The organism is Flagellimonas sp. 2504JD4-2 (genome assembly GCF_053642935.1).
In genome coordinates, this window is record NZ_JBSIOV010000005.1 from 36,994 (window position 1) to 62,770 (window position 25,777).

The window sequence follows — 25,777 nt, forward strand, 5'->3', positions numbered from 1 at the left end:
ATTATCGGCTATTTCAACGATATTTGCAAATATCGGTAAAATAACCGATATTTGCTTTATGGATATAGCAACAGCCATAATCACTGGAGATATTATCAATTCCCGAAAGGATAGCCCAGAAGCTTGGTTACCTAACTTAAAGGAAGCATTGAACGCCCATGGAAAAGAACCCGAACAATGGGAGATTTATCGAGGAGATAGCTTCCAATTGGAGATATCCCCGGAGAAAGCCCTTGAAACGGCAATCCATATCAAAGCTAGCTTGAAACAGAAAAAAGGTATAGATGTTCGCATGGGTATCGGTCTAGGAGAAAAAGACTATATCTCTGAGAAAATAACCGAATCCAACGGTTCTGCCTTTGTATATTCAGGGGAGTGCTTCGAAAATTTGAAAAAACAAACATTGGCCATAAAATCCAATTCCAAAACATTCGACACCCAAATCAATCTTATGCTACAACTCGCATCCCTAACTACAGATACCTGGTTGCCAGCAACCTCAAGGGTTGTTAAAACAGCTATGGAAAACCCTGAAGCCAATCAAAAAAAGTTGGCAGCCCTTTTGGAAAAATCACAAAGCAACATCAGCGAAGCATTGATACGTGCCGGATTTGATGAAGTGCAAAAAATGATCCAATTTTATACCACCCAACTCGCACAACTATGACGTTATTTGCCTTAAAACTGATTCTGGCCCATTTTCTGGGCGATTTTGTATTCCAGCCTGTCCACTGGGTCGACGATAAACTTGAAAAAAAATGGAGGTCAAAGTACCTCTATTGGCACATGGCCGTCCATTTGTTGGCATTGCTCCTTTTATTGCAATTTCAACACTTGGGAATTATTGCCATAATAATTGTCTCCCATTACTTGATCGATCTAGGCAAACTAGCGTTCACCAATGAAAAAAATTATAGATGGCTCTTTGCACTAGATCAATTGCTGCACATAGGTGTTCTTATAGCCATAATTCAATGGGTTTCCCCATTTGAGGTAGATTTTCAATCTTTATTTGGTGAAGAAAATCTGTTATTCTTTACGTTCTTGGTATTCGTGACCTATGTTTCAGGAATTATCATGAGAATGTTATTGGCTCCTTACGTTGCGGAGGTATTGAAAGATGATACTGACGAAGGAGGCTCCCTTAAAAATGCCGGTAAGTACATCGGTATGTTGGAACGATTATTTGTTTTTGGCTTTATCCTGATCAATCAATGGGCTGCCATTGGATTATTAATAGCGGCCAAATCCGTATTCCGATTTGGAGACCTCAACAAGGGCAAGAACCGAAAACTTACCGAGTATGTTCTAATTGGAACCCTCCTGAGTTTTGGATTGGCTATTTTGGCCGGAATGTTTTACAATCATTTGTCTGAAATTCAGCCATAAAAAAAGCAGATCTTTTAGATCTGCTTTATCTATAAAGGCATGAATCTTATCAAACTCCCACAGCTTGGTTCCAAACACCTGTTGCCGCTGTTTCCTTTACATAAGTTAAGAAGTCCTTTGGTTTTCTACCCAACACCTTCTCGACGTCATCCGTCATGACTTGATTTGCCTCATTGGCCAAAACTTCCGTGAAAAGATAATTAATCAACCAAACGTAATTTTCTGGCACGCCATGTTCCTTCAACATTTGGGTATATGCCGGCAACCCAATCGGTGTAAATGCAATTTCCCTTCCTGTGGCTTCAGTGATTTCGGCAATGACTTCCCTAAAAGTCAAAAAACGCCCTCCAGTGAGTTCATAAATTTTGTCATTATGTTTATTGTCAAGCAAAGCTTCAACAGCAACTTCGGCTATATCATCAGCATCCACATAGGGTACTTTCACATCCGCATGGGGCAAGGCCACAAAACCTGCCTGAATAGGCTCTAAAAAGAAACTCTCGCTAAAATTCTGGTTGAACCAACTGGCCCTAACAATGGTGCTATCAATTCCGCTATTAATGACCACTTGTTCACATAATTCGGCCTCGCGCTCACCTTTTCCAGAAAGCAGCACCAATTTTTGTACACCTTTTCTCTTCGCCTCTCTTACGAAACTTTCAATGGCTTCCAAGGCACCTGGAACTGCCAAATCGGGTTGATAGGTAATATAAACGCTCTCTATATCTTCCAAGGCCGTTCCCCAAGTTTCAGGGGTGTTCCAATCAAAAGCTGGGTTTGCGTTTCGTGATCCAACGCGCACATTGTGCCCACGTTTGTTCAGTTTTTGGACAATTCTACGTCCAGTTTTTCCAGTTCCTCCTAATACTAAAATGTTTTTTTTCATAATTGTTCGATTTAGATGTTTATACTTATTTACTTATTCCAGCTATGATCAATAGTGCAAATGAAATCGTGGTAGACACCATCCTGATGGTGTGAAACCGATTCCAAGGGTTTTCAAACTTTTCGCGGAGTATTTTCAATTCTTCGGCACTGCTTTGGAGTAAATCCGTCTTGTCCAAAATTTGATTTAGGGGTATGTTGCCCGCGACAGTGACCAAAATCAATCCAAAAAAGTATATGGCCACGGCGATCAAGATCAACCAAAAATGCGTCGTAGAAATACCTTTGTTCGCAAATATGGCAGCTACGCCCATCAAAAATGACCCCATAAATACGGTAAAGAACAAAGGGTTTTCAATGCTGCGGTTCATTTTCTGAAATGCCTGCAGATAACTCAGGTCGTCCAATTGTCCAATACCAGGGGTTACGGCGTTTCCCCATGTAAAACATAGTCCTGCGACCAGGCCAAAGCATAACGTGACCGCGAAAAGTGTGAGATTGCTCATTGTAATTTCCATGATTCATAATTTGATTAGTTCTGTAGTTTGTTAAGTTTCAAGTGGACTTTGATGTACCAATACAGCAGGGCCACTGCCATAAATTCCAGGGCAATCAACCAAAAGCCCAAGTCGGTAAAAAATGCATAGTAACTACCTCCGTTAGGTATGATCAGAAAGGGTACGGTAATTAGGGCATCCAACGTTGCACTTGTAAGGAAAAGTGTTTGGCCAAGTTGCCACCCATGTGTGTTGGCTCCTTTTTTGTAGTACAACCACGACCCCATCCAAACCAAGGGTATCACAGTTGCAAATAAGACAGCATTGGCCTGTTGTTCCTTATCATCCATAAAGGGGAGATAAAAGGATAAGGCGTATGCGCTAACACCAAGGATCCAAATCAATACTCCAATTAAAATTGCTCTTACGTTTTTCATGACTGCTCGTTTTTTAATTACAAGACAAAACTAGAGCAGCTCTCAAGGGAGCAGTTGTTCGAAAAGGAGTATGATTTGTTCGAAAAGTATTAATGCTTGATTTCGCTGGGACGGAAACCAAATTTCTTTGAAAAAGCGTTGGAAAAGGAGCTCAGACTATCATATCCAACATGCCATGCGGCTTCCTGGACCGTAGCCTCATTTTTTCGGATAAGGTCATGGGCCTTGGTCATACGCTCATTCTGAAGGTATTTGAATACCGGTACGCCGAAAAGCTCTTTGAAATCTTTCTTAAGCTTAAAAGTGTTCAATCCTATCTGACGTGAAAGTTCGGTAAGTGAAGGAGGAGTGTCCAAATTGTTTGATAAGATTTCTTTGGCTTCATATAATTTTTTCCGTTCGATATTTTTAATGCCCTGGTCCTGCAAAGTCGACAACTGCCAAAAGAAATGTGACAACAAGGCCGTTATCTGACTTCGAAAGAACATCATCTTAGCTTTTCCTTCATAAGTATTTTTGAAAATGCCATCTACAATATGTTGCATCTCCGGGGTCATAAAAAATCGTGGTCCCTCAACATAACTATCCGAAGGTTTTACCAATTGATCCAAAAGTTCGGCAAACAATTCCCCTTCGTTGTTGGGCAATTTGACAAGATTTTTGGGGGAAGTGGCAATTACTAGGCACTGCAACGGTTTTTTGGCCGATACGGTATGAACACATTCCACTGTTTCATCTGCATAAAAGGAGAGGGCCAGCCCTTTCGTATGCTCATACTCTTTTTGTTTGTCCCCATATTTCATGGACAAGTGCACGTTGCCCGAACCATAGAGTGCAACGGCAATCAATGGTTCATCAAAATAGCAGGAGTCGACAATAGTCTTCTCCGAATTTGCCACCTCGACCAAGACGGTAAAATCATTTATGTCCAAAATATCGCGGGTCATTCGTCTTACTAGTACATATTAAATTTACCTAATTTGAGCTAATAATCGCTCACATAAAATTCACGTTCTATGAAAGCAATATTTAATACGTTCAGACCCGAAGGATTTCATACAGTAAACGCCTATTTATTTGTTGTGAATCCGGAAGAAGAAATCAATTTTTTAAAGGAAGCTTTTTATGCCGAGGAACTGAATCGCACCGTAAATGAAAAAACCGGCGATGTCGCCAATGTTATCCTTAAAATTGGGGATAGTTGTTTTATGATCAGTCAGGCCCGAGGAGAGTTTGAAAATATGCGAACTTCATTCTACCTGTTTGTAAACGATGTTGATCAAGTATTTCAAAATGCATTGGACCATGGTGCCCAAAACTGTTTAGATCCGATGGATATGGATTATGAAGACCGTCAAGGAGGCATCATTGATCCAGCGGGTAATTATTGGTGGATTTCCAAACGGTTGGTGGAAAAAAACTACCAAGCATAAAAAAGCCACCCATGCAGGTGGCTTTCAACCAAACTAACCAATCTCTATATTACTTTGAAATAAAAGCATCTATAGTCTTAGCAATATTCTCTTCTGAACTATCAAAATCCTCAGAAAAAAGATGGGCATAAAGCGGCATGCCGTCCACTTTGGCATTTAGTTTCAAGTCCTGTTTTTGTGCAAAGACATTATCCCATTTGGTTCGAACCTTGGCCCAATCAGCACCATGCTCTTTCCACCAGTCCTGGGCAGCTTTGCATCGACTGTCCGCTACTTTTTTATAGGTATTGAAACCTTTTTCCTCGGCCAAAACCACATCTGAAGTACCTTCTTTTCTAATGATTTTTTTATTGTCTTGATCATGCACCCATCCTTCTTCAGTTACAACATGCCTGTTGTTTCTAAGGGTCAGGTTATAATCACTTCTTTTGGTGTATTCCCTTCTGGGTAGCGGTGCGTCAGTAGCATTTTCCCAATAACTTTGTCCATTCCCATGAATCCAGGTCGCAGATCCCTCATACCGAGGACTGTCGTCTACTTGATACACTTTTTGTGTCCATTGCCCTTTCACTTCTTCCTTTGGAAGTGAGACATATTTCCAAGCATTGTCTGCATTATAGGTGTATAAATCCGTGTTCTCAAACAACCAATCCTGTCTCCAATGCTTGATTATCCTTGGAGAATCCGGTTTTCCAACAATTAAAAGGTGCTGCATGGCAATCTTGTCCTTGTCGTCCGATACCAGTTGCACCCATTCTAGTGCTTTATCGTGTTTTACTTTGGATGGCACATAGTTTTCATCATCGGAATATTCAAAAGTTTCGGCAAAATTGAAACCAACCTCATAACAACCACACATGTTCTTGATGGCTTTTTGGTCTTGTTTTTTCTTGCTCTGGGCCTCTGCACCCACCACAAACATTAAGCTCAATACAGTAAAAAGTGTTACGTGTCTCATTTTAAACGTCTTGTTTTTTGGAATTAAAAAAAATTAAAAATTAATATTATTCTTATTTAGATTGAATTAAAATAAATATATATTTGTCGCAAATCTAAACTAGAATGAGTCTAAATAAAAATAATATTGCATTTATTTTTTCCTGCTTGATTGCCCTTGGACTTAGCGCCCAGGAAAATCCATCTTTGGAAAAAGATTCCATTCTTACAGAAAACTTGGATGAAGTTGTAGTGACCGCCACTCGTACTATAAGGCAGTTATCTTCCCTCCCCCTCCCTGTGACCTTGATTCCAAAAAAACAATTGGAACAGACCGGCGTAACCCGTTTGAATGAGATATTGAACGAGCAGACTGGAATCATAATGACACCTGATGCCACCATCGGAGGCGGCGAGGGCGTCCAGATTCAAGGTATAGCATCAGATTACATTTTGGTACTTATAGATGGTGTTCCCGTTGTGGGTCGAAGTTCCGGGAATCTTGACCTGAGCCGGTTTGCCATAGGCAACATTAAACAAATTGAGGTCGTTAAAGGACCTTCCTCCAGTCTTTTTGGTTCAGAAGCCTTGGGCGGAGTTATCAATATCATCAGCGAAAAACCAGTTTCGGACAAAGTAAGTGGCCAAGTATCTCATCGCGTGGGCTCCTTTAATAACCAGAACAGCAATCTCAGCATCAACCAACGGTTAGATAAGCTTGGCTATTCATTTTTTGGTGACAGACTAAGTACGGATGGGTATGACCTGGCTCCAGGTCAAGAAGGTAGCACCGTGAACCCTTTTTTCAATTATACCTTCAATGGACGTTTGTTTTATGAATTCTCAGATCAGTTGGATATTTATGCCTCTGGCCGCCATTTTTTTCAAGAATTTGATGTTTCCCCAAGTACCAGTGAAGAAAAGGACACCAACCTGCAATTGAAAGTCAATCATGATCCTTCAAAAAAGACCAATCTTCAATATGAATTTTATTATACCAATTATATCACCAATGAAAGCACCGTCGATCCCATAGATAATGAAGTATTAATTGAAAATGACTTCGACCAAAAACTCTTTCGACCTGAAATTCGTTTCAACCATACTTTTAAAGCAGACAACACGCTCACCATAGGTGGAGGCTATAATTTTGAAAGTCTAAACCGTTCTCTTTTTGCTGAAACCGTATCCTTCGATTCCCAATACGTGTTCGCCCAGTATGATTTTTTGCCATTGCAAAACCTAAATCTAATTGCTGGTGCGCGTTTCGACAATCACAGCGAGTATAATTCACAGCTGAGTCCAAAAATTTCAACGCGTTACCAACTCTCAGAAAATATAGCGGTCAAAGCTTCGGTCGGCAGTGGCTTTAAAGCGCCTGATTTTAGGCAACTCTACCTCGATTTTACCAATGCCGCGGGAGGCGGGTATTCCGTATTTGGGAAAGAGGTTGAAGCTGCAGGCATACAAAGACTTCAAAATAACGGTGAAATAGCAACGCTTCAGGTAGATGCCTCTGAATTAGGGGAAAAATTGGATGCGGAAAGTTCCATCGGCTACAATCTGGGCTTTGCTTTTAAAAAGGGAAAGTTATCAGCTGACCTCAATTTCTTTAGAAATGACTTTAAAAACCTCATCGATACCAGAATCTTGGCAGCCAAAACCAACGGACAAAATGTTTTTGGCTACATCAACAGGGAAAGTGTATATACCCAAGGTCTGGAGGTAGACATAAAGTACAGACCTTCGAATCAACTTAATTTCTCAGCGGGATATCAACTTTTATTTGCCTACGACAAGGATAAATTGGATGCTATTGACAATGGTGAGGTGTTTGCCCGTGATCCGGAAACTTTAGCCACCATCCAGCTGGAAAAATCGGATTACTTTGGATTGGAAAACCGCTCTAGACATACCCTCAATTTTAAAACGTTTTACGAAATCCCCAAATGGAAGGCCAATGCCAATCTAAGGGTTACCTATAGAAGCAAATTTGGACTTACAGATCGCAATGGCAATGGGTTGTTGGATGATTTTGATGATTCATTCGTAGACGGTTATGCATTGGTGAACCTGGCCTTTGGCAAAACTTTTTTAAAGCACTATCAGCTACAATTGGGAGCCAACAACCTTTTGAATTTTAAAGGAACCAACCCATTGGCGGCCCAGGACAGCGAAGTGCTCATAAACCCTGGAATTCAACTATTCACAAAACTTAATATTCAATTTTAATTCATAAATACTCATGAAAACCAATTTTAAACTTTTCAGCCTTTTATTCTTATATATTGCTTTTGTAAGCTGCAGTGACGATGACGGTCCAAATCTGGATCCCGTTGAAAGCAGGACTGCCTCAAACATTGCTGCTCCCCAAACGGGTGGCCAGGGTCAACCTGTGGGAGGTGACTTCACCAAATTTAGTTTTGCCACCGGGGAGGTTACCTCAAGTGATACCGAATGGGATCTTGCTTTTAGAGGTACTACGGTAGCGGTAAATGGTGGTGCAGTGACCGGAACTGCCGAAGAACCCAGCAGAAATGGAAATGGAGGGGTGTCTATTCAATCAGGAACCTTCGCAAGCATCACCAGTGCAGAAGGATTGACATTTACCCAGGATGCCGACGGTGCTTTTGCAATTCCAACAGGTAGCGACAATGGTTGGTACAATTATAATTTTATGACCAATGTGGTATCTGCAATACCCGGAAAGGTGTTTGTAATACGCACCCATGATGGAAAGTATGCCAAGGTTGAGTTTTTAAGTTATTATGAGGACGCACCAGCCAATCCTGATCCAAACACAGATGCCTCAAGATTTTACACGTTTAACTACGTGTACAATCCCAATGCAGGTGAAACTACTTTAACCCAGTAAGATGAAGGCACACATTTTGTTTATTATCCTGCGTCTTATTTTGGGCGGAATGATGGTGTATGGCGGATTCCAAAAATTCCAAAAACCTATTCCATATCCCATCGAAGTATTGGAGAAAGCGGAAAAGTTCAAAGCTCCTGAAAAGGAAAGTACACTTCAAAAGATATTGTACATCAGCGGAGCCAAACAAACCGGATATTTTTGGCAGGTATTGGGAATTGCCGAACTGCTTTTTGGATTATTGCTGCTGTTGCAGGGAACCAGTTTTGTAGGAGCTATTTTTCTCTTGCCCATTACGCTACATATCTTTTTATTTCACGTTTTCCTGGAAGCGGATGAGATAGGTGAACTCCTTGAAACGGGAGGGCTTTTTGCCATCAACATATTGCTCATCCTTAAGGAGCGTGATAAATGGAAACACTTGCTCTGGATTAGACCGATTTGATCGAGCCAAGTCTGAGTTGGTTAGTTTTAGTTTGTTTTGTTGAAAATGGGGCCTTGGCCCCATTTTCTTTACCCATATCTCTTACAGCTTCCGTTCCTCTTCTTTAATGGGTACATCGTTTATGCTGGCATAGCGCTTTTTCATCAAGCCTTTTGCCTCAAATTCCCAGTTCTCGTTGCCATAGGCCCGAAACCAATCACCCTCCTTGGTTTGGTATTCGTATTCAAACCGAACCGCAATACGGTCATCTCCATGCGCCCAATATTCCTTTTTCAGCTTATAATTGAGTTCATTTTGCCATTTGTTTTCCAAAAATGACCGGATTTCTTCCCTTCCGTGAATAAATTGTGAACGATTTCTCCATTCGCTGTCTACCGTATATGCTTTCGATACTTTAACAGGATCTTTACTGTTCCAAGCATCTTCTGCCATCTGTATTTTCTGTTTGGCCGTTTCCAAAGTAAAGGGAGGTACGGGCAATTTTATTTCGTCTTTTTCCATGATGTTTGTATAATTTTTGATTTCGAAAGACCTTTGCAAAGGTCTCTTGGATTATGTCGTAAAAAGGTAAAAAACACTACCCGCAGCATCATGAAAAAACTGTGCTACGGGCAGCGAACCTAATTACTGAATCTTGTTCTTCTTTAAGAAATTATCGATATAGTTGGCAATTTCATCACCCTTTTCCTCCAAGGCAAAGTGCCCAGTGTTCAGTAAGTGGAATTCCACATTCTTTAAATCCCTTTTATATGGATATGCTCCAGAAGGCGGGAAGATGTAATCGTTCTTTCCCCATACAATCAAAGTGGGTATCTGATACTCGCGAAACAGTTTTTGCCATCCAGGGTATCTATCCACATTAGTGCGATAATCGTAGAACATTGCCAATTGGATCTCATTGTTCTCAGGGCGGGTAAGGTGTTGTAAATCCTGGTTCCAATTATCTGGACTTACCTTCGTGCTGTCTTGTACACCGTGCAAATACTGCCATTTAAGACCTCCTAGTTGGTGAAATCCTTCCAAAGCCTTTCCATTTTCAATGGTGTAATCGTTCCAATACTTCTTTAAAGGAATCCAAAAATCCGCCAATCCTTCGTCATACGCATTTCCATTTTGCACTATAAATGCCTCTACTCTTTCAGGATGTTTTTCAAATATCCTATATCCAACTGGTGCTCCATAATCCATTAAATACAAGCTATAACGATCTAATTTGAGCTGTGTCAATAACTGGTCAACAATCTCCGCAAAGTTGTCAAAGGAGTACTCAAACTCTGCCATTGGCGGCTGGGAACTACGTCCATAACCAGGATAATCGGGTGCGATCAAATGGTAATCTTGCGATAAATCTTCCATCAAATTGCGGAACATATGCGAAGAAGTAGGGTAGCCATGTAATAAAAGTAGGGTTGGTGCGTCTTTTGGACCCGCTTCGCGGTAAAAAATATCCAATCCGGACACCTGTACAGTGTGATATGTAGTTGGATAATCTTGTTTTGCATTGGACCTTTGTCCGTTAAGGTTCGAAGCGAGCAAAGTCGCCATCGTAAATAGTGTTACAATTGTTTTTCTAGTTTTCATTGTTTTTATATTTAATTGTTATTTTATTTACCGAACGTTCGGTAATTTTAATGCTTAAATTTTTTTAGTTTTTATACCTATTTTCAATTTGTTTGATGGCATGCTGAAAAGGCTCAGTGCTATCCATCGCTTTTGAAAGTACCAAACTTCCCTGCACTTCAATAAAGTTTTGCTTCGCTTTTTGCATGGCTGTTTCTGTATCCTGTCCGAAAGCTTGTCCCAAAATGCTGAAGGACGCCAACCATTGGTTGATCCCTTTTTCTATTTTCTCACCAAACAGTGCCATTCCCGTATCCATGGAAAGCGAACGGTACAAGCATACTTCCCTTCCTCCGTTGTACACGCCATTAATGTTCTTTAAAGCATCCTTCAAGCGCTGAGTAGGGGCAATCTGGTCGTTGGACAACACCTTATACACCTCATCGTTGATCCATGATTCCATACAATCGAGCACGGCAGCGGTCATTTCTTTTTTTCCTCCGGGAAAGCGATGGTACAGACTGGCTTTTTTAAGCCCCGTAGCCTCAGCCAACTCGTTTAAGCTGGCCCCGTCATAGCCTTTGGAGCGAAACACGGACATGAGTCCGTTTAAAATTTCCTGATCTGATACTTTTGCCATTCTCATGGGGCAAATGTAACAAGAATTTCAATTTTACCAAACGTTCGGTAAAATTTTAACATTTTTTATGAACCAACCTTTTATTTTTTCCTTTCCATATCTTTTAACTATCTTAATGCCAACGAATTTCCCCCCTTTAAAGTCCCCCCTTAAATATTGGTCTTATGAACAAATACAAAACACTCCACCTTTGGATGCTTATTCCTATGGTGTTAATGCAACTTGGAATTTTTAGGGATTATTGGGGAGACTTCACTGAAAATACATGGGCTGTACACGTGCATTATTGGACAGGTACTGTTTGGTATCTCTTCCTGATGCTGCAACCTTATTATGCTACCCATGGTCGATTGGAAAAACACCGAACCAATGGTATTATCGGAATGTTTTTGGCTGGTGGAGTTTGCATTACGGCTTTTAGCATGTTACACCGGGATATTGTCCATGCTAATCGCTCCGCTGAACTGCGTGATGCTTTTGGTCCGTTTGAGCCTTGGTTCTTTATGGGCGTAGCAGCGGTAGAAATTGTAATGATAATCGCATTTGGTTATGCCGTGGTCATGAGCATCATTAAACGCAAAAATCTGGAAGACCATGCCTGGTGGTTGATAACGACTGTTTTTATCATTATGATGCCCGCTTTCGGTCGCGGAGTTCAGAACACACAAGTTTTGATACATCTTGATGATTGGCCCAATATAGACATTATGGCTCCTGTATATTTGACTCAGACGATTATTATTTCACTCATTCTTCTTGCAGCCTGGAAATATCAAAAACTCAAACACCCAGCAACGTATTTGGCGGTTATGGTAAACGTCTATACTTGCTTTTTGGAGCCACTAGGTCGGTCAGAGGCCGTGGATACTTTTTTGCGCCATATAATTAAAGGGTAGAACCTATAAATAATCCTCTATTTTCGTAAAGCTGTTGTAATCTAGACGACAGTTTTAAGCAAACACCTTTGTGAAACCGCCCAAGCACATTTTACCCACCATTGTAATCGCACAATTTTTTTGCACATCCTTGTGGTTTGCAGGCAATGGGGTATTGGTCTCTCTGATTGCGGATTCCAATTTGGGAGTGGATAGTGTTGGCAACATTACCTCAGCCGTTCAATTTGGGTTTATTGTGGGTACGTTGTTATTCGCCCTCCTGACCATCACGGATCGTTTTTCACCCTCCAAAGTATTTTTATGGAGTGCCATTTTGGGGGCCTTGAGCAATTTGATCCTGGTTTGGGATGGAATAAGCGGCACCCATATATTACTTTCTCGTTTTTTTACCGGTTTCTTTTTGGCAGGTATCTATCCCGTTGGAATGAAAATAGCCGCTGATTATTTCGATAAGGGCTTGGGAAAATCATTGGGATACTTGGTAGGAGCTTTGGTTGTCGGTACAGCCCTACCGCACTTTCTAAAATGGATTTCTGCAGTGTTTCCCTGGCAATATGTAATCTACGCTATTTCAGCTTTGGCAGTTTTAGGCGGAATCTTAATGGTACTTTTAGTTCCTGATGGTCCATACCGAAAACCCAGTCAGCATTTGGACCTGACCGCATTTTACGCCGTATTTAAAAAGAAAAAATTCAGGGCTGCGGCCTTCGGCTACTTTGGACATATGTGGGAACTGTACACCTTTTGGGCCTTTGTTCCTGTATTACTGGCGCTACATATGGAATGGAAAGGTCTCAACCTCTTCCCAATTTCCTTTTGGTCGTTCTGGATTATCGCCATTGGCGGGTTGGCCTGTGTGATTGGGGGATACATTTCGCTTCACAAAGGAGCCAAACCAACGGCAACAACCGCATTATTGCTTTCCGGCCTGTGTTGCTTGGCATCTCCATTATTCTTGAGTTATGCCACTACTCCTGTTTTTGTTCTGTTTCTTTTGTTTTGGGGTATGGTGGTCATCATGGATTCACCTTTATTTTCAACCCTTGTGGCTCAAAATGCACCCATGGAAATCAAGGGTACCGCCCTGACCATTGTGAATTGCATTGGTTTTGCCATCACCATTGTGAGCTTGCAGGTGGTTACTTTACTTCAAGATTTAGTTCCATCCCAATACCTTTTTGTGGTGTTGGCCATCGGTCCCATTCTTGGGTTATTGGGATTGCGAAAAAAGTAATATCCTAAGAACTAGGGACTAAAAAACCGTTTTAACCGCTTCGATGGTCTTGTCCAAATCAGCATAGCTCAAGGCATCATTCAAAAAGTAGCTTTCAAACGCAGAGGGAGGGAGATAAACCCCCTGCTCCAACATGCCGTGGAAGTACTTTTTAAAGGTATCGTTATTCCCCTTGGCGGAAGATGCAAAATCCACTACCGGTTCTTCACAAAAATGTACCGAAATCATACTTCCATAGCGATTGATTTGATGTGTCACCCCTTTATCGGTCAACACATCAGCTATCCCTTTATGCAGATATTCCGTTTTTTGAGCCAAACTGGTAAATACTTCGGGTTTATTATTGAGTTCTGTGAGCATGGCAAGTCCGGCACTCATGGCCAAGGGGTTTCCACTCAATGTTCCTGCTTGGTACACTGGACCTTCTGGTGCCAAATGGCTCATAATCTCCGCTCGTGCGGCAAATGCCCCTACGGGAAGTCCTCCTCCAATCACTTTTCCGAACATTACGATATCGGCATCAATACCCAGAGCTTCCTGTGCACCTCCCTTGCCCAATCGGAATCCGGTCATGACCTCATCAAACAGCAACAAAATGCCTTCTTGGGTGCAGATATCACGCAAACCATGAATAAATTCATTAGTTGGAATAATACAGCCCATATTCCCAGCCACAGGTTCCAAAATCAAGGCGGCAATCTCCCCCCTACTGGCCTCAACCAGAGCTTTTACACTTTCCAAGTCGTTATAATTGGCAAGAAGAGTATCTTTTGCGGTTCCTTGGGTCACCCCGGGACTATTAGGACTTCCAAAAGTTACGGCGCCGCTCCCGGCCTGAATCAAAAATGAATCCGAATGACCGTGATAACAACCCGCAAACTTGATGATCTTATCTTTTCCGGTATAACCTCGCGCCAAGCGAACTGCACTCATACAAGCTTCGGTACCGCTATTTACAAAACGAATCTTATCAATATTGGGCACCATGGAAACAGCCAGTTGGGCCAGTTCGGTCTCAATTTCAGTGGGCATTCCAAAAGAAGTCCCTTTTTTAGCCTTCTCTATCACCGCATTGATTACAGGCTCATGTGCATGACCGAGAATCAGTGGTCCCCAAGAGGCAATGTAATCGATAAGTTGGCTTCCATCTTCGTCATATAGATAAGCTCCCTTGGCTTCTTTTACAAAAATGGGGTCGCCTCCTACGGCCTTAAACGCCCGAACCGGGGAATTTACTCCGCCTGGGATATACTTTTTGGCCTCTGCGAACAGGGCACTGCTTCTTTGATAGATCATTTAATTTTCTTGTCATTCCTGCGAAGGCAGGAATCTTTAATTCTCATGTTTTTGGATTCCGCATCATGCTTCGACTCCGCTCAGCATCCATCGGTAATAAAAAATGAAATGCAAACTTAGCAATCGTTTCTTTTTCCAAAAAATCAATTTGCTTGTTTAAGAAGTCAATCCTTCTACTACCTGTCCTCCGCACGAGACTTCGGAAGGCAGGAGCTCAGGATGACATCTTTTTACAACTGTCACGTCTCGACTACACTCGACATGACAGTTTATTTGGTTTTTTCTTTCCGGATATTGAGCACCTGCCCAATGGAAATGGTGTTATTGCTTAGGTTATTGATTTGTTTTAGTTCATCCACAGAAATGGCATATTTCCGCGAGATGGCATACAAGGTCTCCCCCTTTTCCACAACATGGGTGAACACTTCGTATTGTATGGGTTTACGAACAGTTTCCAATCCGCCACGTACCACTTCTTCATCATATTGATCTAGATCGTACCGTTCGATCAGGGCAATCAGCTTTTGAGGATATTTTCGATCGGTGGCGTAACCTGCCTGGCGTAAACCGTAGGCCCATTTTTTATAATCATCCCTTCGGTAATTGAACAAAAACTTGTAGCGCGAACGTGACGACAAGAAAATGCTGTGGTCCCGGAAGGAATACATGGGATGATTGTACTTTCTGAAGCACTCCCCTTTGGCGTCATCATCATGAAAATCGAACTCTCCATCCCACCCGGTGTGACATTTTATCCCAAAATGGTTGTTCGTCTTTCGGGTAAGTTCTCCCTTGCCCGAACCACTTTCCAAAATACCCTGGGCCAAGGTTATACTGGCCGGAATGCCAAAAGCCCGCATTTCATACTTAGCCATTTCGGCAAAGGTTTCAATATATTCCTGGGTATTGGCAATGGGAAATTTTACAAATCGACCCGGATTAACCGGCAATGGGTATAGTTCAGAATCTTTGGGTCCATCTTTGGGAATCCCAGCATTGGGATTCCGGTCTTTTTTTACCTCAACAACTGGTTTGGGTTGCTGGGTTACCGTCCTTTTTTTGGATTTACAACTTGCGAGCACGATAACAAGCGCCAAAACATATCCTATTCTCCTTATCATACGTCCAACAGCGGTAAGTTTCTTTTCTTTAATACAAGGTTCATACCTTTTATTCCTTGCAGCCCTCCGGTATGGATGGCTAAAATTTGGGTTCCTTTTTTAAAAGCATCCTTTTTAATCAAGTCAAAAATACCAAAAAGCATCTTTCCTGTATAAATAGGGTCCAAAGGAATCCCAGTTTCCCTTTTAAAGGTGTTGATGAACTCAATTAAACCTGCATCAACTTTGGCATACCCTCCGAAATGGTAATCGGAAATCAGTTCCCAATTTTTATTTCGGGCAAATTTACGGATATCTTCCTTTAGAAAATCCCCCTTAAGTGCTGGGAACCCCCAAACAGTTTGATGGGACAGCGTTGAATTGATAAGACCTGCAATGGTTCCACCGGTCCCCACACAGCTGCAAACAAGATTGAACTCGGCATCGGCCTCGGTCAGGATTTCTTCACAACCTTTTACGGCCATCTCGTTAGTTCCTCCTTCAGGAAGGATATAAAGCTCGCCAAAAGCATCCTTCAATCCATTTAAAAAAGATTTTTCGTTTTTCTTTCTGAAATCGCTTCGGGAAACAAAATGAAATGTCATCCCGTGTTCGTGTGCCAGTTTTAAAGTCGGATTATCTTGCCAGTCGGCTTTGAGCTCTTCCCCCCGAATAACGCCAATAGTGTTAAATCCCTTTTCGTTTCCCGCGCAAGCTGTTGCGGTTATATGGTTGGAAAAAGCCCCTCCAAAGGTGAGCAATGTGGAATGGTTGTGTTTTTTTGCTTCGAGCAGGTTGTATTTAAGCTTTCGGTATTTGTTCCCTGAAATATGGGGGTGGATGGTATCTTCCCTTTTGATACAAAGAGAAACTGCCTTTTCCTTAAGAATAGGTAAATCTATTTTTTGATTGGGAACAAGCAAGTGGTATGATTAACGCGTCAAATAGTCCAAAAAACCAAAGGACTTTCTGCGTGCAAGATACTGCTTATCATCCTCATTGGCATAGGCTTCGCGTTCAAAACTAATGTTTTGGTATGCCCTATAACTATCCAAATACCAAAGGGTTCTTATCAACCATTCAGCAATATACAGGATATAAAATGGGAGAATCAGCAACTCTCTCTGCTGTTTTAGGTGAATACGCTCATGGTTAATGAGTACTTCATCATTTTTAAGGGTATCTTCTTTTAAAAAGATAAATGGCCATAGGGAAAGGCCCACGTAGTTTTTATAAAAGAAATGTTTAAAAACCAATATCACGCTAAAACTATAATAGGTTTCCTACAAAGATAACCTCCAAGATATTAGAAAATTGAAATGATCCGATAATAACATTAACAATTTCGGTGAATTACTTAACAATTGTGCTTTGGGTGCTTTTCATCGGAATACCTTAATTTTATATTGGTTTAGATTTATATGAAGGAATATATTCCCTTGGAAGAGGGTGATTTTTACCTCTCGGAGGAAGGTTATAAAGTGTTTACAAAGCAATATCATCTTAAGCGAGGGTATTGTTGCGAGAGCGGTTGCCGCCATTGCCCTTATGGATATGATAAAAAAACAAATTCAAGGCTTTAAGGCAATCTTCGGCATAATATTTGTGACTTTATTTTAATGATTTCGTTGAACTCAAAAAAGATTCCTATGAAAAATGTAAAACTGTTTTCCTTAGCTGCCCTTGCAGTTGTTTTATTGGCATCCTGCAGCTCTGTTAGGGTGATTTCCGATTACGATAAAAAAGCCGATTTTCAAACCTATAAATCCTATGCCTTTTATAAGACAGGTATAGACAAAGCCCAAATTTCCGATTTGGACAAAAAACGTATTCTACGGGCCATTGATAACGAAATGAGCTCGAGAGGCTTTGTAAAATCCCAAAATCCGGATGTGCTGGTGAGCATCTTTACCAAGGAGCGCGAACGTGTTGATGTATATAACAACAACTTTGGCTGGGGTTGGGGTGGTTTCTACAACCCGTGGGTCTGGGGCCCTGGATGGGGATGGGGTTGGAATAATCAACCCAATGTAAGTACCCGTACAGAAGGATCACTTTATATAGACGTAATTGACGCCAAAAAGAAAGAATTGGTATGGCAAGGTCGTGGTGTAGGTACGTTAAACAACACCAAGAATATCGAAAAGAAAGAGGAGCGTATTCGCGAATTCGTATCGCATATTCTTGAAGAATATCCTCCATCATCGACGGCTGTAGCCGCAAACTAGAAGATTTTATTATAATAAAATCCTGAATCTATGGATTCCCGCGAAAACGGGAATGACAGCATAATAAAAAATAGGGCGAAGAATCCAAAGTAGCTAAGTTGAATGTGTTCATCGAAGTTGGAAAAGTGAAGTGGGTTCTTCGTTCTTTTTCACGCTTTATAGTAAAGGAAAAGTATTTTCATTCTTTACCTCGTTCAAAACAAATGCGCTTTTGACTGCCCCGATATTGGGCAAAGATGCAATTTTAGTCTTCGCAAAATTGTAGTATGCATCCAGATTCTTCACAATAACCTTTAATAGAAAGTCAAACTCCCCGCCCACTACAAAACAGGCCGTAACCTCTGGAAACTGTTTCATCTGATTTAAAAAATCATCCATCAAATGTCCTTTTTGGGCTTCCAGAGAAACAAAACTAAATACCGTAATGCTGCTCTCAACCAGTTCTTTGTTAATGATGGCTGAGTAGTTTTTAATAAAACCTTCGTTCTCCAATCTTCGTATACGCTCATATACCGGTGTTTTGGTCAGGCCAAGTTGCTCAGCAATGGTTTTAGCAACCGTTTTGGCATCTTTTTCCAAGATTCTTAGAATCTCCCGATCAATGGTATCCAATTGAGCTTGCATACTTTTTCCTGTTTTGCGATTTTCAACATATTAAAAATATAACTTATTCCTAAAATATAGCATTAAAAAAGTATATATTCCTACGATATTCGATTTAACATGCTATTTTTTCTAATCATATTACCTTTATAGGAAGTTGTTATGATATCACCATGAAAAAAAGCGCATACGAAAGCAATCCCATTCTAGATAAACTGCCGAAACATTTAAAGCAGTTTATAAAGCCCCAGAATTATGAGGAATACTCGGCCATTGACCAAGCTGTTTGGCGGTATGTGATGCGAAAGAATGTGGACTACTTGAGCAAAGTAGCACATCAATCGTATGTGGAGGGATTGGAACAGACAGGCATTTCTATTGACCATATCCCGAACATGTACGGTATGAACCGTATTTTAAAGGAGATAGGTTGGGCCGCTGTTGCAGTGGATGGTTTTATTCCGCCCTCCGCCTTTATGGAATTTCAAGCCTATAATGTACTTGTCATTGCTTCGGATATACGACAATTGGAGAACATTGAGTATACCCCGGCACCGGATATCATCCACGAGGGAGCGGGCCATGCCCCAATCATAGCTAACCCTGAATATGCAGAATATCTTAGACGGTTCGGCGAAATTGGAAGCAAGGCTATTTCCAGTGCCAAGGATTATGAGCTTTATGAAGCGGTAAGGCATCTTTCCATAATCAAAGAAGCGCAAGGCACTCCCCAGAATGAAATCGATGAGGCTGAAAAACACATCGAACACCTTCAGGAAAACATGGGCAATCCCAGCGAAATGGCCCTAATAAGAAATTTACATTGGTGGACCGTCGAATATGGACTGATCGGAACGGTTGAAGACCCAAAAATTTATGGTGCTGGTCTCCTGTCCTCCATAGGGGAAAGTACATGGTGCATGCAAGATGATGTAAAAAAATTACCATACACCATTGAAACTGCTCAAAGAGCTTTTGATATCACCAAACCACAACCACAGTTGTTTGTAACTCCCGACTTTGCCCATTTGAGTCAGGTACTGGAAGATTTTGCTAACACTATGGCCCTTAGGACAGGCGGACTCAAAGGACTTGATAAACTGGTTGAATCCAGGGCATTGGGCACCATAGAACTCAGTACTGGATTGCAAATTTCAGGACAGTTCAATTCGGTTATAGCACATGATGGTAAACCCATTTACGTAAGGACTGTTGGACCTACCGCCTTAGCTTATCGGGAAAAGGAACTGGTAGGACATAGCACGGCCCACCATGCTGAAGGATTCGGTTCTCCCATTGGAAAATTAAAGGGCATTAATCTGGCCATAGAGGATATGGGCCCGAGAGATTTAAAAGCATACAAAATTTATGAAGGCGAGCAGATTTCCTTGGAATTTGAAGGCGGTGTCAAAGTTGAGGGCACTATTATTACCGGAACCCGAAATCTGCAGGGAAAAATCTTGTTGATCACGTTCAAGGATTGCAAAGTCACCCACGATGGCACCATTTTGTTTTTGCCGGAATGGGGTCTCTACCATATGGCTGTTGGTCAAGAAGTAGTCTCAGCCTTTAACGGACCGGCTGATTTGCACAGTTTTAATCTCATCACCCACGAGCTTTCCGAAACGACCATTAAACAGGAAAAAAGCACTTCAACAAAACAATTGGAGCTGTATTATCAGCAGATACGGGATTTCAGAGAGGGCACGAACACCACAACTTCTAGAAATAAAGTTTTTAAAGAGCTTCAGGAAAACTATCCTGATGATTGGCTGTTATCCGTAGAACTTTTTGAACTTGCCAGAAAAAGCAATGACCCAGGGTTTCAGCAAGAAATTAAGACACATCTGGAAACCGTTAAGCAAAACAACCCAAAAGTGGGTCACCTGATTGATGATGGGATAGGCTTAATCGAAAATGCACACGTTAAAGCCTGAGTTTTTCAATATTCTCCTTTGAGTTTACCAACGCAGCCACATTTTCTGCCTTGACCGGCATGTATGAGAAATTCAATTTCTCCCCGTTTCGGCCCACACCAATTTCCGCAGGCATATTGGTATCGCCGAACCAAATGCTTTGCGAAATTATCTTATCGCCTGGCTTCAATCCGGCTTTATCCGCTTCACTTCCCTCAATAACGGAAAGTATACCCCTCCTATCTTCGGTAAATTGAAATCCAAGGTCAAAAACATGGATCTCTTCGGTATAATCCAATCCCATGGTATTATAAAAATCTGCCAAAGGCAACAATTTTCCATCTTTTACATGGGTGTTAAAAATATGGGCTGAATCCTTAGGCAAATATTTCTTCAATACGTTTAAGAAATAGGGATGATTGAGTTTTTGTCCTTTTTCCTTCGCCGCTGTCAGCACCTCTTTCATCAAATCATCCAAACTATGCTTCCCTTGAGAATCCTTCATAATACCATAATCCAGATAAAAGGCCAACAACGCGCCCCGGTAATAGGGTAATTTTTGATACTCCGGGTTGGACCAAAAATTTTCATAGTTCATATCACTATTGGGAGCTTCTTTTATCGAAAGTGAATACAAATTTTTGACAAGGTCATTTATTGCATTGATAAAGTAACTTCCATCCTTACCATTGATGCCGTTTTTCGCTACATTCTTATAGGTATAATATTCTGTGAATCCCTCGCTGAACCAATATTGTTCCTCTTCATTTTCATTTTGGATCACATGCCCTATCCAGTTGTGCATCAATTCATGGTTGAAGAGATATACTATCTGACCCAAATCTGTAAAATCATTATTGGAAATCGAGGTAGCAAAAGAATTGGTTAGGCCCGTACCTTGAAAACTACTGCCATTTTCTTGTTGAATGGGCTGCATGGTCACTGTAAAATATTCTTGACTATGATCGTTCCAAAATTCACGCTGATATTTCAGAGTTTCCGCAAGAAGTTCCTTTACATCATCAACTGAAAATGGAATCCAGTTCCCCCTAGTAGCCAAATACACCTTGTTTCCTTTTATGCTGATTTCTTCGATGGCGAAATCCCCTCCTACAAAAATGGATTCCAAAAACTCAGTTTTGGGGATATTCTTTAAAATCTGCCTTATCTCATTGCTTCCAAAGCTATTATGAACAACCTCCTTATTCGACAGTCCTTGCCATTCCATATGCACGTTCAAAGTGTCGCCCGCAGTTTTGGGAACCATAAATAGGTTATGCGAAAATAGGTGAAAGTATTCTGGTTGAATTATAGGCCTATATGTTTTCCTGGAGGTAATTGGGTGTGAAAAATCTTGCTGTAATACATATTGAAACTTCAATTCATCTAGATTCTTGGGATGATTAATTATTACCCACCCGCTATCCTTATTGACTTCAATATCGCTCGCCACATCGGACACTTCCATATGTTGAATGGCATTGTGCAGATCCTGTTGCCCCCATGCTTCATTGGGATACTCCAAAATGGTAATTCCGTCCTCGGAGGGCATAAAACTCATGTCCACCTTTAATTGATGGATACTGTCCTGATGTATTGTCCGGATTGCATATTCAATTTGATTGGGGCTGTTCTGGATGCAAGAAGTGAACAGCAAACCACAGCCAAAAACGAAAAGAAAGTACCTCATTATCCCTTTTATTTCTACATAAGACTCTAGAAAGTCCGTGATGTTACAAAAACAACTTAATCCAAAAAGTTGGAAATTTCGGAAATCGGTTTGTTGTTGTATTGAAGCGTCCATCCCATGGAATTTGATAGTACATATATTCGGGAAAGTTCACTCAGTAATCGATTCTCAGCATTGTATTTTAAATTGGATGCCTCTATCTTTTTTAAAAGTGACTCCATTACGCTCTCTTTAATGGAATTGTAGTCCTCGGCATTGAAGGGGTTAAAATAATCCGCGGTCACATCATAATACTCAAAATCGGGATTGATCTTAATCTCAGGCTCTGGAATGGAAGAAATCCGAATGGTTTTTTGCGTTTCATCCAATTCATAGACAATCTTACTCAAATCATAGGAAATTGTCGCTTCGGCATTCACCACTACCAAAGCCTTTTTATCCGCAGTGACCAGGGACCCGAACAGTTCTTTGGAATCTGCATAATTGTAAACCTCAACAAAATGTCCTTCTGTCACAATCAGTTTGGAGACATTTTTCAATTCCTGTTGAATCAGCATCGAGGTTTCTTCAAGCATGGTTTGTTGTTCCCTATCATCCGCACAGGATTTGTAGATCAACACCGAGGCTAAGGCAATGACTGCTCCTACTAGAACTTTTCTCATGGTTTAGATTGGTATTTCTATACTGATTTTTGTCCCCAAAGCATTCTGATTTCCATCTACCTTGTCAATAATTTTGATTGCGCTTTTGTGTTCCGTATGTGTAAGGGCTTTTATGCGTTGCAGGGTCACTTGCATTCCTCTTGCTCTTTTATTTTTATAACCATTCTGTTTTTTGCCAGCTGCTTTTCGTCCTACGCCATTGTCCTCAATTTCGCATAGCACATGGTTGTTTTCATTCTTAAAAGATAAGGAGAGTTTTTTATCCGTGTCCTTTTTTGGCAACAATCCGTGTATGATGGCATTCTCTACAAAGGGCTGTATGATCATCGAAGGAAATCCTATCGTGTCAACATCCAATGACGGGTCTACTGCTATCTCATAGTCAAATGCATTGTCAAAACGGAGCGATTCCAGTTCAAGGTAATCATTAAGCATGCTGATCTCATTGACCAACGCTATTTTAGTTTCTATGGAACTCTCCAAAACATTGCGGGTAAGCCTACTAAATCTGGACAAATATTTTAAAGCCGATGTCTTATCATTTTGTGCAACAAGATTTTGTATGGAGTTTAAGGAATTAAAAATAAAATGCGGATTAATCTGGGCCCGTAGTGCCTTGACCTTACTTATATGTGCCTCCCGTTGAAATTGAAGACGTTCTTTGTACTCTGTTTGTATTTTATAGGTTAGTCCAGTTGCAAAAATTAAAATATCCAAACTGGATCCTATAATCATGAAATAGCCATTTCTAAAGAATAAAAATCCCAAGGCGCCCAGCATATAACAAAAGGACCCCCCTACGATAAAACTGGCAAGATGGTTCTTCCTTTTTAGCAACACATATATCATCGCAATTAGTCCGAACAGGGTCATGAACAAGCGTTGAAAATGCAGCAGGTAGATATGTCCAAAGAAATTTTTGCCCAATAAAAAAATTACGTCCAAAACAGTGACAATGACCAACATCCAAGCAATTTTTTTACAGACAGCATGCAATTTTGGATATAGAATTTTTGTATTGAGGTAATACATCACAAACAGGACATAGCTCAAGTTGATCAACATTTGCATTTGCTGATAAAAGGTATAACTGATCAAGTTAAAACTTGGCAGAAACAGCACATGAAGCCTGGAAACGTAGGGCAACAAATAGAGAAACAAGCACAATACGTAGGTACAGTAAAATAAGAACTCCATTCGTTTGGAGTACACAAAGAACATCATCATCATTAAAAACATGATAATGCACATCCCTGCAAAAAGAAAGGAAGGAATCACAAATTTCAAATTTGCCGTGTTATAAAAATTCTTGGAAAGCCCATTCTTAAATTGCGATCGATAACTTATTTTCCAACCGTTTATTTTTTCTAGATCAACAACACTTTTTACCCTCAGATAGATATACTTATTTTGAAAAAGTGCTGTACGTTTGAATGGAACTCCCGGACTGTGCAACATAGATCCCTCAAAAGGGATGTCCTCGAACCACCCAAATTTTGTTCGGATGATGGATCCACCTTCATTCTGATATAACGTACCATAGTCAAAAAGTGGCGGTGTCAATATCCAAATTGAATCTTTCTTTAAATGATCAAGCTCATTTGTGAAATCCAGTTTAATCCAAAAAATATCGTCGGGACACGTTCTTTCTGAGTAATCCAAAGAATTTTTAAAAGGATATTCTTGGTCCAGAATATCATGTATGGTCAGCTTTTGATTGGATGTTTTAAATACTTCGAATGTTAGATTTTTCCCCTCGCTGTCAAGTGTGTTTTGTGCCTTAACAGAAAAGTGGCATCCAAATCCGAAAACAACCAACAGTAGTAGGTGTAAACAGGGCTTTGTCATTATTCATGCAGATTTGGGAGTTTTAAAGTGACATTCCCGCCCTTTTTGTTCTTCTTATCGATACAGGTGACCTCCTTTTCGATATTATAATTTCTAACGGAATTCAATAATCTGATCTGGTCTTGCCAACCCAGTATAAGATCCCGATACTCCGGGTTATGCTCAACATTTTGTCCAGCTACATTTCTGTACTCCAGCTCCAAAACAACATAGCCTTCTTCATTCCTGAAGTTTGCCCTCAATTTTTGGTTTTCATATTGATTGTATGCGGCATATTCAATAATGTTTTCAAATAAGGTCTGGACAACGAAAGGAGGCACCATCGCACTCCTCAGCGCTGCATCATTTTCAATATTGACCTCATATTCCAGTCGCTCAATGTACCGCAGTTTTTGAAGCTTTAAATACCATATCAGCATATTGATTTCATCCGAAACTTTGACTTTATCACTATCGATATGCTTCAAATAGAAACGTACAAGCTTGCTAAAGACCGTGAGGTATTCAAGTGCCGACTTTTTATCTTCAGAAGTGATAAAAAACTGGATGGAGTTTAGGGCATTGAACACAAAATGTGGGTTCAATTGGGAGTTTAGGGCCTTCAATCGTAACTCCATCATTTCTTTCCTTAGTTTTAGGAGCTTTTTCTGTTTTTTGACCAGTGCTTTGTTGTCTCGTACGCCTTTAATTTTTATGGCGCAAATCGCTGATATGGTAAGTAACATATGCAAATGGTGCTCTGAGAAGAAATTCTTTTCGTTATGCTCACAATCAATGATGCCAATTACTTCACCATCGATAATAATAGGCACACAAACCTCAGAATACCTGAATTCATCATCCATTCTATAGCGCTTATCCTTGGATGTGTCATGTAAAAGTTCGGCATTGCCCGATTGCGCCACATGGCCTACAATTCCAAATCCCAAAGGCCTTTCCACAGGTTCATATATTTCAAAATCCTTTGGATTTTTAGGGCCATAGGCCGCTTTTTGCACCATAACATCCCTATCCTCGTCCAATAGATACACCACACAATCAATAAAGCCCAATTTGGCAATGCAGTTTTTCGCCAAATCCCATAGAATCTCTTCTTCGTTTTCTATCCCCAGCAGGGATTCTGAAAAGTACATGAGTACATTGGCAAATTTTATCTCCTCGGTTTCTGGAAACAACCGTGCATTTTGGGTAATTTTTGCCATGGGTA

At 40.8% G+C, this 25,777-nt stretch carries 28 protein-coding genes; 11 read left to right on the forward strand and 17 right to left on the reverse strand.

Annotation, left to right across the window (positions count from 1 at the left end):
* Positions 1–58 precede the first annotated feature (58 nt).
* Positions 59–667, forward strand: a complete 609-nt coding sequence (locus ACULLH_RS17080; RefSeq protein WP_454089970.1) for a transcriptional regulator — start codon at positions 59–61, stop codon at positions 665–667.
* A complete protein-coding gene (locus ACULLH_RS17085; protein ID WP_454089971.1) occupies positions 664–1,389 on the forward strand; it encodes a DUF3307 domain-containing protein in 726 nt (241 codons plus the stop codon). Before ACULLH_RS17080 ends, ACULLH_RS17085 begins: the two co-directional genes overlap by 4 nt.
* 49 nt (positions 1,390–1,438) lie before the next feature.
* Here ACULLH_RS17085 and ACULLH_RS17090 read toward each other — a convergent pair whose 3' ends face one another.
* The 4 genes from ACULLH_RS17090 to ACULLH_RS17105 all read right to left on the reverse strand — a co-directional run bounded on the left by ACULLH_RS17090 (position 1,439) and on the right by ACULLH_RS17105 (position 4,155).
* Positions 1,439–2,275 carry an NmrA family NAD(P)-binding protein gene (locus tag ACULLH_RS17090; RefSeq protein WP_454089972.1) on the reverse strand — a complete coding sequence of 279 codons (837 nt, stop codon included), beginning with the start codon at positions 2,273–2,275 and terminating at the stop codon, positions 1,439–1,441.
* A 25-nt stretch (positions 2,276–2,300) separates the two neighbouring features.
* A complete protein-coding gene (locus ACULLH_RS17095; RefSeq protein WP_454089973.1) occupies positions 2,301–2,792 on the reverse strand; it encodes an anthrone oxygenase family protein in 492 nt (163 codons plus the stop codon).
* A gap of 14 nt (positions 2,793–2,806) precedes the next feature.
* Positions 2,807–3,208 (reverse strand): DUF5367 family protein, encoded by a 402-nt coding sequence (locus ACULLH_RS17100; protein ID WP_454089974.1) that lies wholly within the window; start codon positions 3,206–3,208, stop codon positions 2,807–2,809.
* Between the two features lie 89 nt (positions 3,209–3,297).
* Positions 3,298–4,155 carry a helix-turn-helix domain-containing protein gene (locus tag ACULLH_RS17105; protein ID WP_454089975.1) on the reverse strand — a complete coding sequence of 286 codons (858 nt, stop codon included), beginning with the start codon at positions 4,153–4,155 and terminating at the stop codon, positions 3,298–3,300.
* Positions 4,156–4,224: 69 nt separating this feature from the next.
* On the opposite strand from ACULLH_RS17105, the gene ACULLH_RS17110 reads away from it, so the two are divergent.
* Complete coding sequence (locus ACULLH_RS17110) at positions 4,225–4,641, forward strand: hypothetical protein (RefSeq protein ID WP_454089976.1); 417 nt, start codon at positions 4,225–4,227, stop codon at positions 4,639–4,641.
* Positions 4,642–4,690: 49 nt separating this feature from the next.
* On the opposite strand, the gene ACULLH_RS17115 is transcribed toward ACULLH_RS17110, so the two are convergent.
* On the reverse strand, positions 4,691–5,599 hold the full coding sequence (locus ACULLH_RS17115) for a DUF6607 family protein (protein WP_454089977.1): 909 nt from the start codon (positions 5,597–5,599) through the stop codon (positions 4,691–4,693).
* Between the two features lie 104 nt (positions 5,600–5,703).
* Between ACULLH_RS17115 and ACULLH_RS17120 the strand changes: the two genes are divergently transcribed.
* From ACULLH_RS17120 to ACULLH_RS17130, 3 genes are read left to right on the forward strand one after another with little or no spacing between them, the layout of a single operon-like run.
* Entirely contained in the window at positions 5,704–7,809 is a 2,106-nt protein-coding gene (locus tag ACULLH_RS17120; protein WP_454089978.1) for a TonB-dependent receptor plug domain-containing protein, read from the forward strand.
* A gap of 13 nt (positions 7,810–7,822) precedes the next feature.
* A complete protein-coding gene (locus tag ACULLH_RS17125) occupies positions 7,823–8,452 on the forward strand; it encodes an HmuY family protein (RefSeq protein ID WP_454089979.1) in 630 nt (209 codons plus the stop codon).
* 1 nt (position 8,453) lies between these two features.
* Positions 8,454–8,897 carry a DoxX family membrane protein gene (locus tag ACULLH_RS17130; protein ID WP_454089980.1) on the forward strand — a complete coding sequence of 148 codons (444 nt, stop codon included), beginning with the start codon at positions 8,454–8,456 and terminating at the stop codon, positions 8,895–8,897.
* 81 nt (positions 8,898–8,978) lie between these two features.
* Here the strand turns inward: ACULLH_RS17130 and ACULLH_RS17135 are convergent, their stop codons facing one another.
* The 3 genes from ACULLH_RS17135 to ACULLH_RS17145 all read right to left on the reverse strand — a co-directional run bounded on the left by ACULLH_RS17135 (position 8,979) and on the right by ACULLH_RS17145 (position 11,097).
* Entirely contained in the window at positions 8,979–9,398 is a 420-nt protein-coding gene (locus ACULLH_RS17135; protein ID WP_454089981.1) for a DUF1348 family protein, read from the reverse strand.
* A 123-nt stretch (positions 9,399–9,521) separates the two neighbouring features.
* Positions 9,522–10,478: an alpha/beta fold hydrolase gene (locus tag ACULLH_RS17140; RefSeq protein ID WP_454089982.1), complete on the reverse strand. Its 957-nt coding sequence runs from the start codon at positions 10,476–10,478 to the stop codon at positions 9,522–9,524.
* Positions 10,479–10,542: 64 nt separating this feature from the next.
* Positions 10,543–11,097 (reverse strand): TetR/AcrR family transcriptional regulator, encoded by a 555-nt coding sequence (locus ACULLH_RS17145; RefSeq protein WP_454089983.1) that lies wholly within the window; start codon positions 11,095–11,097, stop codon positions 10,543–10,545.
* 164 nt (positions 11,098–11,261) lie between these two features.
* Between ACULLH_RS17145 and ACULLH_RS17150 the strand changes: the two genes are divergently transcribed.
* Entirely contained in the window at positions 11,262–11,993 is a 732-nt protein-coding gene (locus tag ACULLH_RS17150; protein WP_454089984.1) for a hypothetical protein, read from the forward strand.
* Between the two features lie 70 nt (positions 11,994–12,063).
* The gene (locus ACULLH_RS17155) at positions 12,064–13,227 is read left to right on the forward strand and encodes an MFS transporter (protein ID WP_454089985.1); all 1,164 of its coding nucleotides are present in this window, start codon (positions 12,064–12,066) and stop codon (positions 13,225–13,227) included.
* Positions 13,228–13,245: 18 nt separating this feature from the next.
* Here ACULLH_RS17155 and hemL read toward each other — a convergent pair whose 3' ends face one another.
* The 4 genes from hemL to ACULLH_RS17175 all read right to left on the reverse strand — a co-directional run bounded on the left by hemL (position 13,246) and on the right by ACULLH_RS17175 (position 16,885).
* Entirely contained in the window at positions 13,246–14,523 is a 1,278-nt protein-coding gene (gene hemL / locus ACULLH_RS17160) for a glutamate-1-semialdehyde 2,1-aminomutase (protein WP_454089986.1), read from the reverse strand.
* A 269-nt stretch (positions 14,524–14,792) separates the two neighbouring features.
* On the reverse strand, positions 14,793–15,644 hold the full coding sequence (locus tag ACULLH_RS17165) for a glucosaminidase domain-containing protein (protein WP_454089987.1): 852 nt from the start codon (positions 15,642–15,644) through the stop codon (positions 14,793–14,795).
* On the reverse strand, positions 15,641–16,546 hold the full coding sequence (locus ACULLH_RS17170; RefSeq protein WP_454089988.1) for a 1-aminocyclopropane-1-carboxylate deaminase/D-cysteine desulfhydrase: 906 nt from the start codon (positions 16,544–16,546) through the stop codon (positions 15,641–15,643). Before ACULLH_RS17170 ends, ACULLH_RS17165 begins: the two co-directional genes overlap by 4 nt.
* A 9-nt stretch (positions 16,547–16,555) precedes the next feature.
* On the reverse strand, positions 16,556–16,885 hold the full coding sequence (locus ACULLH_RS17175) for a hypothetical protein (protein ID WP_454089989.1): 330 nt from the start codon (positions 16,883–16,885) through the stop codon (positions 16,556–16,558).
* Between the two features lie 159 nt (positions 16,886–17,044).
* Between ACULLH_RS17175 and ACULLH_RS17180 the strand changes: the two genes are divergently transcribed.
* Both ACULLH_RS17180 and ACULLH_RS17185 read left to right on the forward strand, forming a co-directional pair.
* Entirely contained in the window at positions 17,045–17,206 is a 162-nt protein-coding gene (locus ACULLH_RS17180) for a DUF5522 domain-containing protein (protein WP_454089990.1), read from the forward strand.
* Positions 17,207–17,272: 66 nt separating this feature from the next.
* Positions 17,273–17,851 (forward strand): DUF4136 domain-containing protein, encoded by a 579-nt coding sequence (locus ACULLH_RS17185; protein ID WP_454089991.1) that lies wholly within the window; start codon positions 17,273–17,275, stop codon positions 17,849–17,851.
* A gap of 156 nt (positions 17,852–18,007) precedes the next feature.
* Here ACULLH_RS17185 and ACULLH_RS17190 read toward each other — a convergent pair whose 3' ends face one another.
* Positions 18,008–18,475, reverse strand: a complete 468-nt coding sequence (locus tag ACULLH_RS17190; RefSeq protein ID WP_454089992.1) for an Lrp/AsnC family transcriptional regulator — start codon at positions 18,473–18,475, stop codon at positions 18,008–18,010.
* 152 nt (positions 18,476–18,627) lie between these two features.
* Between ACULLH_RS17190 and ACULLH_RS17195 the strand changes: the two genes are divergently transcribed.
* Positions 18,628–20,391: an aromatic amino acid hydroxylase gene (locus ACULLH_RS17195; protein ID WP_454089993.1), complete on the forward strand. Its 1,764-nt coding sequence runs from the start codon at positions 18,628–18,630 to the stop codon at positions 20,389–20,391.
* Here ACULLH_RS17195 and ACULLH_RS17200 read toward each other — a convergent pair.
* The 4 genes from ACULLH_RS17200 to ACULLH_RS17215 are packed head-to-tail and all read right to left on the reverse strand — an operon-like array spanning position 20,381 to position 25,772.
* Positions 20,381–22,060: a M1 family aminopeptidase gene (locus tag ACULLH_RS17200; protein WP_454089994.1), complete on the reverse strand. Its 1,680-nt coding sequence runs from the start codon at positions 22,058–22,060 to the stop codon at positions 20,381–20,383. The genes ACULLH_RS17195 and ACULLH_RS17200 overlap by 11 nt on opposite strands.
* 56 nt (positions 22,061–22,116) lie before the next feature.
* Positions 22,117–22,722, reverse strand: a complete 606-nt coding sequence (locus tag ACULLH_RS17205; protein ID WP_454089995.1) for a DUF4230 domain-containing protein — start codon at positions 22,720–22,722, stop codon at positions 22,117–22,119.
* 3 nt (positions 22,723–22,725) lie between these two features.
* Complete coding sequence (locus ACULLH_RS17210) at positions 22,726–24,570, reverse strand: histidine kinase (RefSeq protein ID WP_454089996.1); 1,845 nt, start codon at positions 24,568–24,570, stop codon at positions 22,726–22,728.
* The gene (locus ACULLH_RS17215; protein ID WP_454089997.1) at positions 24,570–25,772 is read right to left on the reverse strand and encodes a histidine kinase; all 1,203 of its coding nucleotides are present in this window, start codon (positions 25,770–25,772) and stop codon (positions 24,570–24,572) included. The genes ACULLH_RS17210 and ACULLH_RS17215 overlap by 1 nt, the downstream gene beginning before the upstream one ends.
* Between the last annotated feature and the right edge of the window lie 5 nt (positions 25,773–25,777).